The organism is Ferroplasma sp., from assembly GCF_037442045.1.
Taxonomy (GTDB): Archaea; Thermoplasmatota; Thermoplasmata; order Thermoplasmatales; family Thermoplasmataceae; genus Ferroplasma.
Genome location: NZ_JBBIRC010000045.1, coordinates 1 through 10,464 on the forward strand (window position 1 = coordinate 1; position 10,464 = coordinate 10,464).

Annotated in this window: 11 protein-coding genes; 7 read left to right on the forward strand and 4 right to left on the reverse strand. The window is 33.8% G+C overall.

What is annotated here, in order from left to right; genetic code table 11:
• Window positions 1-169 precede the first annotated feature (169 nt).
• The 3 genes from WKI77_RS06230 (at window position 170) to WKI77_RS06240 (ending at window position 2,826) form a co-directional block, all read left to right on the forward strand.
• The gene (locus WKI77_RS06230; RefSeq protein WP_337860966.1) at window positions 170-1,180 is read left to right on the forward strand and encodes an alcohol dehydrogenase catalytic domain-containing protein; all 1,011 of its coding nucleotides are present in this window, start codon (window positions 170-172) and stop codon (window positions 1,178-1,180) included.
• A gap of 213 nt (window positions 1,181-1,393) precedes the next feature.
• Window positions 1,394-2,257 carry a ribose-phosphate diphosphokinase gene (locus WKI77_RS06235; RefSeq protein ID WP_337860967.1) on the forward strand — a complete coding sequence of 288 codons (864 nt, stop codon included), beginning with the start codon at window positions 1,394-1,396 and terminating at the stop codon, window positions 2,255-2,257.
• The gene (locus WKI77_RS06240) at window positions 2,254-2,826 is read left to right on the forward strand and encodes a DUF99 family protein (protein ID WP_337860968.1); all 573 of its coding nucleotides are present in this window, start codon (window positions 2,254-2,256) and stop codon (window positions 2,824-2,826) included. Before WKI77_RS06235 ends, WKI77_RS06240 begins: the two co-directional genes overlap by 4 nt.
• A 44-nt stretch (window positions 2,827-2,870) precedes the next feature.
• Here WKI77_RS06240 and WKI77_RS06245 read toward each other — a convergent pair whose 3' ends face one another.
• Together WKI77_RS06245 and WKI77_RS06250 are read right to left on the reverse strand one after the other, a co-directional pair.
• Complete coding sequence (locus WKI77_RS06245; protein WP_337860976.1) at window positions 2,871-4,268, reverse strand: MFS transporter; 1,398 nt, start codon at window positions 4,266-4,268, stop codon at window positions 2,871-2,873.
• A 266-nt stretch (window positions 4,269-4,534) separates the two neighbouring features.
• Window positions 4,535-5,365 (reverse strand): SMP-30/gluconolactonase/LRE family protein, encoded by an 831-nt coding sequence (locus WKI77_RS06250; protein WP_337860969.1) that lies wholly within the window; start codon window positions 5,363-5,365, stop codon window positions 4,535-4,537.
• 124 nt (window positions 5,366-5,489) lie between these two features.
• Here WKI77_RS06250 and WKI77_RS06255 point away from each other — a divergent pair, with 124 nt between their 5' ends.
• From WKI77_RS06255 to WKI77_RS06265, 3 genes are all read left to right on the forward strand, one after another.
• On the forward strand, window positions 5,490-5,807 hold the full coding sequence (locus WKI77_RS06255; protein ID WP_337860970.1) for a Rieske 2Fe-2S domain-containing protein: 318 nt from the start codon (window positions 5,490-5,492) through the stop codon (window positions 5,805-5,807).
• Window positions 5,807-7,483, forward strand: a complete 1,677-nt coding sequence (locus tag WKI77_RS06260) for an FAD-binding protein (protein WP_337860971.1) — start codon at window positions 5,807-5,809, stop codon at window positions 7,481-7,483. The genes WKI77_RS06255 and WKI77_RS06260 overlap by 1 nt, the downstream gene beginning before the upstream one ends.
• A 131-nt stretch (window positions 7,484-7,614) precedes the next feature.
• Window positions 7,615-8,196: a hypothetical protein gene (locus WKI77_RS06265; protein ID WP_337860972.1), complete on the forward strand. Its 582-nt coding sequence runs from the start codon at window positions 7,615-7,617 to the stop codon at window positions 8,194-8,196.
• Window position 8,197: 1 nt separating this feature from the next.
• Here WKI77_RS06265 and WKI77_RS06270 read toward each other — a convergent pair whose 3' ends face one another.
• On the reverse strand, window positions 8,198-8,671 hold the full coding sequence (locus tag WKI77_RS06270; RefSeq protein WP_337860973.1) for a hypothetical protein: 474 nt from the start codon (window positions 8,669-8,671) through the stop codon (window positions 8,198-8,200).
• A 120-nt stretch (window positions 8,672-8,791) separates the two neighbouring features.
• Here WKI77_RS06270 and WKI77_RS06275 point away from each other — a divergent pair, with 120 nt between their 5' ends.
• Window positions 8,792-9,541, forward strand: coding sequence for a sulfite exporter TauE/SafE family protein (locus WKI77_RS06275; RefSeq protein WP_337860974.1), 750 nt, complete (start codon window positions 8,792-8,794; stop codon window positions 9,539-9,541).
• Here WKI77_RS06275 and WKI77_RS06280 read toward each other — a convergent pair.
• A complete protein-coding gene (locus WKI77_RS06280; RefSeq protein ID WP_337860975.1) occupies window positions 9,536-10,318 on the reverse strand; it encodes a HesA/MoeB/ThiF family protein in 783 nt (260 codons plus the stop codon). The genes WKI77_RS06275 and WKI77_RS06280 overlap by 6 nt on opposite strands.
• Window positions 10,319-10,464: the final 146 nt, after the last annotated feature.

Here is a 10,464-nt window from a genome sequence, read left to right on the forward strand (position 1 = left end):
ATGCATTGCATCCTTTATTCTGTTTGAAGTTCATCCAGCAACTTTTCTAAATAGTTTGCAATAATATCAGTATAATTATTCAAATACTTATATAACGGCATGCTGACTTTTTGATGAAACTATTATGCACTATTAATAATTTTTAAATACACATTTAATATTTTAATGAATGGAAGCTGGATTTCTTGACAAATTAAACTCTGAAATAGTTTTACGGGATTATGTTCCACCTGAACCGGGTGATGATGAAGTAACAATAGAGCAGAAATATACCGGCGTTTGTTTCAGGGACATACTCACACAGCAGGGGTTTTTCCCCAGAGTATCTCTTCCGGTAATACCCGGCCATGAAATAGGCGGAGTTGTTACAAAAAAAGGGAAAAATGTTAAAGCTTTCCATATCGGTGATCGAGTTTCAAGCCTTATATACATACCATGCGGAAAATGTGAATTTTGTAGGTCTGGAAATGAAAATCTCTGCCCAAATAAGATCGCATATGGTGAAGGTATTAATGGAGGATACTCCAGATATGTAAACGCAAATGAGCGATCTCTCGTGAAGGTTCCAGACAATGTTCCTGATGAAGCAGTGCCAATTGCAGCATGTGTCATAGCAATGCTTTACCACGCAATAGCAAAAGTAGGGAAAATAAAAAAGGGAGATTATGTTCTTATTACCGGTGCCGGAGGCGGAGTTGGAGTTCATGCAGTTCAGATGGTTAAAGCACTCGGCGGGCATCCAATTGCAGAAACAAGTTCAAAATGGAAGGAAGAGAAATTGTATAAACTTGGGGCAGAATACATTGTTTCTTCAAATTCGGATTATAATAAGGATGTTAAAAAAATCACAGGCACTGGAGCAGATATTGTTCTGGAAGACGTTGGAATTGCAACATTTTCAAAAAGCCTGAGAAGCCTGAAAACCGGTGGCAGGCTTGTTGTAATCGGAAATTTGAAGCCAGAGCCTGTGGAACTGCCTCTGGGCCTGATTATTCTCAAGGGAAACAGCATAAAGGGGAGTATAAGCTCTACCAGAGAAGATCTTAAGAAAGCGCTTGATCTTTCAAAATCATCCATATTGCCTGTAATCGGTGAAAAAATTAAGCTTTCAGAGATAAACAACGGTTATAAAGACATGCTTGATAAAAAGATATTTGGGAGGCTATTAATTAAATATTAACGCATTAACGTTTAAAGCCTTCATGCCAATTATCAGAATGCGTCAGATTTTTTAATTCAGCTTACATTGAACATCATCTTTGCATGTTTGCTGTTGAAATATTTCTCTCCATTGCATTTTGACATTCTATATATATCAATATATCATATATAATTCAAATATAAAAAAACAAAAACCTTTTTTAAAAGTTAATGATAAAGTATAGATAATAAAATGTATATTGTCCCCTCGTCTACCGCTTATAACGTATCAAGGAAACTGGCAAATATTTTTTCATGCAATGTTTCCCCTGTTGTAAGGAAGCGTTTTCCCGATAATGAAATGTATGTAAAGATAATTGATGACATTAAAGGAGAAGACGTTCTTCTTGTTGGAAATACAAGAAGTGATTCCGATATTATTGAATATCTATTGCTTCTCGATGCTATTAAAGAAGAAAAACCAAGGAGCATCACTGCAGTAATACCATTCTTCGGATATGCAAGGCAGCATATGAGATATAATAATGGAGAACCAATATCGTCAAAAGTTTTTACACAGGCCATAAATCAATATGCGGATAACATTATATCAATAGAGCTTCATGATGATCAGACACTTGAATATTCTAAAGTACCATTTACTGATATAAAAATTATAGATCCGGTATACAAATATTTTGAAAGTAAAAATATTGATTTTGTTATGTCCCCAGATGACGGTGGATATGAACGCGTTAAGTTAATAGGCACAAGGCTCGGCATTCCTGCATATTATATAGATAAAAAAAGAATAGATGCAAGGACAGTAAAAATGGTAATGCCAGAAGAGGATTATGCTGATAAAAATATTCTTTTGCTTGATGACATAATTTCAACAGGCGGCACAATAATGAAAGCATCAAGTATGCTCAGGAAAAGCGGAGCCAAAAATATATATGCATGTGCCATACACGGTGTCTTTGCAAACAACAGCAATGAAAAAATAGAGAAATACGTTAATGAACTCACTGTAACAGATACCATAGAGACAAAATATAGCAATATCACAGTTGCAGATGAAATTGCTGCATCATTAAAAAGTAAGATAAGCGTATGAAAAGCGGCCTCAGGATTCTGGGCATAGACGATGGGCCATTCAATAAGGATTCTGATAAAACTACTGTACTTGTCGGAGTTTTGATGCGTTTAAATTCATATGTAGAAGGCATTTCAATTGAAACAATAAACGTTGATGGAACTGATGCAACACAAAAAATATTATCAATGGCCAGTGGCCGTTTTATGGAAGAAATAGATTTTATAATGTCAAATGGCGTGACGTTTGGTGGGTTCAACATTATGGACGTTAATTCAATACATGAAACAACGGGAATACCAGTAATTTCAATTACGAGGAAGGAGCCAGATCTGGATTCTATGTTTTCAGCACTGAAACTTCATTTTCCAGATTATAAAGAAAGAACGGAAATATTAAAAAAGAACTCAGTAAATAAAATTGAATATGAAGGCAAAACGCTTTATATAAACTGTTCCGGCATAAATATAAATGATGCGGCACATCTAATAAAAAAAACTACAATAATGGGTAATATACCTGAGCCAGTAAGAATGGCACATCTAATAGCAACTGCCATAATCAATGGAGAAAGCCATGGAAAAACATAGAAAAAATGTAAATTAAAATATAAAATTATTAAGTAAATTAAATTTTATTTTCCGCCTGCTACAGTAATATCATTCATTTCGTTTATTTCATTGGATGATTTCTCAAGAGCACCTTTTGTTTCTGGTATGAATATCAGTGTAACAATAGATGCGGTTATTGCAAGCCCTGCAAGGTAGTAAAATGCAAAGGATTCACCAAGAACCAGGAAAAGGGCTGGAAAAACAAAGGATGAAAGTGCTGCACCGCTTCTTCCAGCAGCCACTGTATATGATTGTATCTGTGATCTGATTTTTGTGGGAGCAAGTTCAACACCATACATTCCTGATGCAGTAATTGATCCTGGCCCAGCCTGATTAAAGAAGTTCATGCCTATCCCATACACCATCATACCTGCTATAGGGATTGCAATTACTATTCCAATGCCAGAAATATAATCAAATATTAACAGGAATACACCCATTCCCATGAATCCCACTATCTGCAGTGATTTTCTGCCTTTCCTGTCTATAAGTGCAAGCATAACTATTCCTCCTGCAATGGTGAATGCCTCCATCAGGTAAGTCCAGTCATCAGGTGATAATCCCATTTTCCCTGCAATTAATGTGGGGCCAAAAAGTATTCCTGCATACGCAACCTGATCATAAAAGAACCATAAAACCATAGCAGCAATATACTCTCTTTTGTATTTATGGAAATAATACTTAAAATTGTGTTTATCTTTTATGTCTCCCTGTATTCTAACTTCTTTATGGGCTACATATTCCACTTCCTGTTCAAAACTTTTTTTGTCGCCCGCTATTCTTGCAATAAATCTTGGGGTTTCTGGCATTTTCCTTCTTAAATACACTACACCAAGAGCCGGTATTGCACCAACTGCAAGAACAACTCTCCATAATATTGCATCAGGAACACCGAGCACAGGGCCTAAAATCATGTATGTAAAGGCGGCCAGTACAGCGCCGAATCCCCACATCATCCCAAAGCCAAAGCCTATTGTTTTACCTCTATCTTTTGCATTGGAATGTTCACCCATTATCATTGGGGACATAACGTAATCTGCTCCTACACCAATTCCAAGTATTAACCTTATTATTATCAAAAGCCATACATTTACTGCAAAGATCTGCATTAATGCAGCCACTCCCAGAATTAGAACATCAATACCATAGAATTTTTTTCTTCCTCTCCTTGCAAGCTCCCCAAAAATTAAAGCTCCAACAGCTGCACCTATAAGTGCTGAACCGGCTATAAGGCTTGTGACCAATACATAGTCAGGATCACTTTTTGTAATGCCATATGACGATAAAATTATTAAAAGAACTATGCCAACAGAAGACAAATCGTAACCGTCTGTAAACACCCCCATACCAGTTGTTAAAATTGACCTGGCATGGAACCATCCAAATTTTTGTTTATCCAAATCATCAAATATATCTGCCATTATTCTCAATTAATAATATAATTTCTAAATATATATAATTAATCAATATAATATATAGAGTAATATGTATACTATATATTAATTAAATTTTTATATATTAATTAATGAAGATGCAGTGATTATGGAGTAGAAAGACATGGAAATTTAATCATATGCAGTTATAAAATATATAATTACAATTAAAATGGTATGATACTTTAATTTTAATAATAAATAACATTGCATAGATATTCAGGCATTTACCTTACAAATATAAACGAATAAAATTATTCTGGTATAGAGAATCTAAAAGGTTCAGAGGGAATTCCTGGAATATCGTTCTTAAATTTATACAGTTTCCCTCCATTTCCATTCTCGTCCATTGCAGTTGTAATATAAAGTGTTTTCATATCCTCTCCTCCAAATACGCAGGAATCCACATTTTTGGCACCAACATAAATTTTTTTTATGATATTGCCGGAACCATCAAAGGCCATTACACAGGAACCGCCATGAAAGGCGACATATAAATTTCCTTTTACATCTATAGTCATGCCATCAGGAACGCCCATAAATGAAGATACATCAATGCTTTCTTTCTCAGAGATAATTGAAGAATTAATTGTATCATAATCAAAAACCCTTATTTTCCTGGTAGGAGAATCAATATAGTACATAACCTTTTTATTATAATTCCATATCGTTCCATTTGATATTGTTATATTATCAAGAACAGCCTTTTCTTTACTGTCAAACCGGTATAAAGAGCCATCCGGCTCTTTTTCATTCATGTCCATGGTACCTGCATAAAGAATTCCATTCATATCGCATTTTCCATCGTTAAATCTAACATTATCTTTGAATTTCATATGGAATATTGTTGTAACATTGCCATTGAATTTTAGATGCTTTATTTCTTCTTTAGTTGCAAATATTAATCCATCATCGCATGGAACTATGAATGGAATAATCTTATCACTGTATACTGTACTTATATTTCCATTATAAGAATAAATTTTTCCGCCAAAAATATCTACATAATACAAAATGCCATCCTTCCAGACTGGCGATTCCCCCAGTTTCGAGGATGGGGATTCTTTTATTACTTTTGCCTTCATGATTAAGCAATGTAACTCTATTATTATACATTTCCGTGTATATAAAATATATAACATTGCAACGGCACCAAATCAACTGCTTATAACCCCGCAAAGATTATAATCTAAATAGTTATAAATAATTATGTGGGAAATTTTGTTTAAAGAAAATGAAATTGATGATAACAGTGTAAAGGATGTTACTGTAAAAGGAACCCCGTTGCTTGTGGCAAAATCAAATGGAAAAATATATGTAACAGATCTCTACTGTACACATGAGCAAACAGCACTTTCAGAAGGCTTTATTGAGGGATGCAACATTGTATGCTCTGCACATTTCGCGTCGTTTAACCTAAAAAATGGAAACGTGGTCTCTGGCCCGGAGGGGGATAGTGATCCAATAAAAAATTTAAAAACATACAACATAAAAATAGAAAATGGAGTGATAATGGTGGAACTTTGATGAAAATAATGGTTTTGGTTAAACAGATACCGGATATTAACGCCATAAAGTTTGATCAGAAGAGCAAGAGAATTATAAGAACAGGCGTAAAACTATTATTCAATTCATATGATAAAAAGGCAGTAGAAGAAGCTGTAAGGTTATCTGAAAAATACGGATGCGAAACATATGCAGTTTCCATGGGCCCCAGCTCCGCTGCCGAAATACTAAATGATTCAATGAAAATGGGCATAAACCATGCTATACTTTTAAATGACAAAAATTTTGCAGGTTCAGATACATATATAACATCAAGAATACTATCTTCGCTAATTATGCATATAAATCCTGATATGGTTTTATCAGGAAGGTCATCTTTAGACGGCGATACATCACAGGTTCCACCGGAAACAGCTGAAATGGCAGGCTATAATTTTGTTTCAAATGTATCATTAATTGAAATCAACGGTGAAAGCGCAACTGTTTCAAGGGATGAAGATAATGGAATAAGAAAGATCAAGGTTTCGCTTCCTGCCTTTTTTTCTGTAAGTGAGAAAATCAACAGGGCGAGGCAAATAGATAATTCTGCCAAAGTTGAAGAAATAACGGTATATAATTCTAAATTTACCACATGGAAGGGGAGTGATTCACCAACTGAAGTAATAGGCATTATTGCAATGGAAAGCAAGAGAGATAACAAATTTATCAACTTCGAAGAATTTATAAATATTCTAAATGAAGCTGGCAAACCCGGGCAGGGTGAGGAATATAAAATACTTGAAGCATCAAATTCTGCAGAGAATTTCCTTGGGCTTGCTGTAGATGATCCTGCGATTTCTCTTGAAATTTCATCAAAAATAGCCGAACTTGGGAATTTCAATATAACAGTAATAGGAAATATTGCACCATCACTTCTTAAAGGGCTGGCTTGCCATAAATACATATATCTTGAAAACTCAGACAATATATCATTTTCCGAATATGCGGAAGAATTTATAAGAAAATATAAGGTAAAGCACGTTCTGGCTCCATCAAATCTCAACGGCAGGGACATAGCATCGCATATTGCCGCTTCTCTTGGCCTTGGACTCACAGCGGACTGTGTTGATATTAAATTAAACAATGGAAAATTAATTCAGTACAAACCATCTTTTGGCGGAGGCATAATAGCAGTTATAAGTTCAAAAACGGAACCTGATATTGCAACTGTAAGAAAAGGCATGTTTAAAATAAAATTTAAAAGCAAAGAATATGAAATTAATAATATAAAACTGGAGAAAAGCAAATATTTCAATGATTTAGAAAATATTCCTATTGGCAATAAATTGCACCCTCTTGATACACCTGTAATATTTGGCATTGGAACGGGAGTAAATAAAGAAGATACACAATTAATCATTGAAATAGCCAGTAAAATCAACGGTTCTGTAGGTGCAACAAGAAGAGTTGTGGATATGGGGAGAATGCCCAGGCAATTCCAAATAGGGCTCACAGGAGTATCTATATCTCCGGAACTGTACATAGCTATTGGATTATCTGGTTCAGATAACCATATTGTCGGAATCAGGTACGCTAAAAATGTTATGGCAGTTAACAGCAATCCGGAAGCAGAGATATTTAAACATTCTGATTTCGGCATGGTTATAGACTCTCACGAGTTTATTGAGAAGCTTTATAAATTATTAATAATGAAATGATAAAAAGAATATTTATTCCAAATAATTGTTTATTCCTGTTAAATATATTTATAATTTATTAAAAAATGCAAATCATACGTATATTAGAATAAAATTAGAAACAATAATTTACAACTTAAGTATCAACTATAATGGATATGAAAAATATCACAGTAAATTTTCCAAAAAATATAGTGCTGGAAGATGGCACCGGTGTTAAAATTCAAAAGGATGAAATTGCCAACGAATCATTATTTTCATTGCTTTTCCCTGAAAAATCCACTGATAACATTGCAATAAATCTTATAAAAAACAGCTTTCATGATGCAACGCCAAGCTTCTTTAAAGGAGAAAAATACAGCATGGCAAGGGAACTAACATTTCCATGGGAACTGCACATAAGGCTTTTTAATAATGGGAAAAAATACGGAAAACTATTCGCACATATAGAAATATCAAGAAAATACTTTGAACATTTATTTATAATTCAACCATCAGTTTTCGATTCATTTGAATATTATAGAACAGTGTATAAGGAATTTAAAGTGTTACATGAACCATCCGGAAACCTTGTTAAAGAATTCAAAAGCAATTATAAAATTACACTTGTACCACCAGAAAATCTTATAGAATGGATGCCTGTAGTTATAAGCTTATATGAGAATTTCTCAGGTTATAAGGAAAAATTCAGGGAAATTATAGATATCCTGGATTATGAATTGCATCGCAGATAATTCATTTCTTCGAATAACGTTTTATTTCGTGGCCACATACAGGGCATATTTTTATGTATTCATTATAAATTTTATGGCATCCGGTGCATCTATACTTCCATATTATATTCTTTTTTATTTCTTTAATTCCGCTGCCCATGTATTCAATGCCAGAATATCCTGCAACGTTCTGAATAGCGTAATCATCAGTTACTATGATTCCTTTAAATTCCATAGCAAGTGCAATAACATCAATGTCTGTGGAACTTAAGACATTATAATCGCCAGTTTTTATTGCCGCTTCCTTAGCTTTTTTTACATATTCTGTAGATGGATTTCTAATATTTATGTCCGCTACTTCAAGAATCTTTTCCAGAGACCCTTTTTTTATTTCGTTTACCACTGAATAAGGAAATATATAATTTTTTTCAGATATGTTCAACTTACCTGATAATATTGCCGATGTATCTATAATGTAATTTCTGTCCACGTCCACAAAACAAAATATTAATTTTAGTAATAAATCTATTTAAATTCAATATAAATTTCTTTTCGTTTTTAATAACATATATGATTTATGCTACAATTCAGATCTATGATATTATTTTATATAATTATGCTTATTATAGGAATTGCAGTTGGAGCTCTAACCGGTATTACCGGCAGCAGTGGAGTTCTTGTTGTTGTTCCTGTCCTTTCCTATATGGGAATTAACTTTAAAACTGCCATAGGCACAAGCCTGCTTGTAGATGTAATAACAACAACAATTGTTATCTATGTCTATCTAAGGAAAAAGACACTTGAGCCAGGGCTTGGAATAATACTGGGACTCGGTGCTATAATAGGTGCACAGATCGGTGCACTGATAGCCGGAATACTACCTGTACTGCCACTTGAAATTGCATTTACTGCAATGACAGCATATATGAGTTATTATGTTATCAAAAAATCATATACGCTTAATAAACATAAAGTTAAAAAATTTGAAATTAAAAGGAATACTGCATTGGGCATAGGATTTTTACTGAGCATTCCAGTGGGCATACTGACCGGTGTAATAGGAACCAGTGGTGGAATAATGTTTGTCCTGATTATTATGGTATTTTTTTCAATGAAAGCTCAAAATATGGTTGGAACTGCAACACTGGCAATGTTTTTATCGGCTTCAAGCGGAGTTGCTGGTTATTATACTATTGGGCATATAGATTTTCTTGCAGCGATTTTAATAGGAATAATAGCACTGATATCAGGCTATTATTTTTCAATTTTAGCCCATAAACTTGATCAGAAATACATATACCGTTTTCTCGGTGTTGTATTTATAATAGTAGTAATCAGTGAAATAGTAAAAATTGCAATTTTATAACAACATTGATTTTCCAATTCCGGAATACTCTTTTCCTAAATATTTATAATCCTTTTTGCTGCAGCATCTGCATTCTCTGTTTTTACCAATGCCTATTTTTTTTATTTCAAAATTAAAAGCATCGATAAAATAAATACTTCCATCTATTTTGTAATCCAGCAAAATTTTTATTGCAAGATTTACACCATACGATGCAATTATACCTGGAACAGTACTTAAAACCCCTGCAACTGCACATACAGGCAATTCTTCTGGCTCAGCGTTAAAGCATGCATAACACGATGTTTTCCCCGGTATAATTGCCTTGAATTCGCCATATACTTCTATTGCAGATGTAAAAACCCATGGCTTTTCATATTTATCGCAGGCATCGTTTATTATGAATCTTGTAGTCATATTATCTGTGCCATCAAATACAAGGTCAACATTATCCACAATCCAGGCCATGGAAGAATCAAATGCATTGTTATAAAATTCAATTTCCACATCCGGGTTAATTTCCTTTAGCCTTTTAGCAGCGGCTTCAGCCTTGTAATTTTTTAAATCTTTCATTCCATAAAGTATTTGCCTGTGGAGGTTTGTAATTTCTATCCTGTCCCTGTCAACAAGTATTAACTTTTTAACCCCAAGCCTTGAAAACATTTCTGCTGCAGCACTGCCGGTTCCGCCAAGGCCGACTATAAGTACTGACTTTTCCAGAAGTTTTTTCTGGTTATCCTCTCCAATTTGCTTTAAAACAATTTGCCGTGAATATCTTTTCATATAATCTTTATCCATTTAGATAACACCTCCTGATATATTCATCAATTTTTCCATGCAGTAAACCTGCAGGAATTAAGGTTAAATTTTAATTACTTATTTCATCGAACTATTATTGCACAGTATTTTCTTTATTTTATAATTCTTATTAAGTATAATTATCT

Excerpts from the sequence above, each read along its gene's own strand:
- WKI77_RS06280 (WP_337860975.1), bottom strand. The coding sequence starts at position 10,318 with ATGGATAAAGATTATATGAAAAGATATTCACGGCAAATTGTTTTAAAG.
- WKI77_RS06245 (WP_337860976.1), bottom strand. The coding sequence starts at position 4,268 with ATGGCAGATATATTTGATGATTTGGATAAACAAAAATTTGGATGGTTC.
- WKI77_RS06230 (WP_337860966.1), top strand. The coding sequence starts at position 170 with ATGGAAGCTGGATTTCTTGACAAATTAAACTCTGAAATAGTTTTACGG.
- WKI77_RS06240 (WP_337860968.1), top strand. The coding sequence starts at position 2,254 with ATGAAAAGCGGCCTCAGGATTCTGGGCATAGACGATGGGCCATTCAAT.
- WKI77_RS06265 (WP_337860972.1), top strand. The coding sequence starts at position 7,615 with ATGGATATGAAAAATATCACAGTAAATTTTCCAAAAAATATAGTGCTG.
- WKI77_RS06250 (WP_337860969.1), bottom strand. The coding sequence starts at position 5,365 with ATGAAGGCAAAAGTAATAAAAGAATCCCCATCCTCGAAACTGGGGGAA.
- WKI77_RS06275 (WP_337860974.1), top strand. The coding sequence starts at position 8,792 with ATGCTTATTATAGGAATTGCAGTTGGAGCTCTAACCGGTATTACCGGC.
- WKI77_RS06260 (WP_337860971.1), top strand. The coding sequence starts at position 5,807 with ATGAAAATAATGGTTTTGGTTAAACAGATACCGGATATTAACGCCATA.
- WKI77_RS06255 (WP_337860970.1), top strand. The coding sequence starts at position 5,490 with ATGTGGGAAATTTTGTTTAAAGAAAATGAAATTGATGATAACAGTGTA.
- WKI77_RS06235 (WP_337860967.1), top strand. The coding sequence starts at position 1,394 with ATGTATATTGTCCCCTCGTCTACCGCTTATAACGTATCAAGGAAACTG.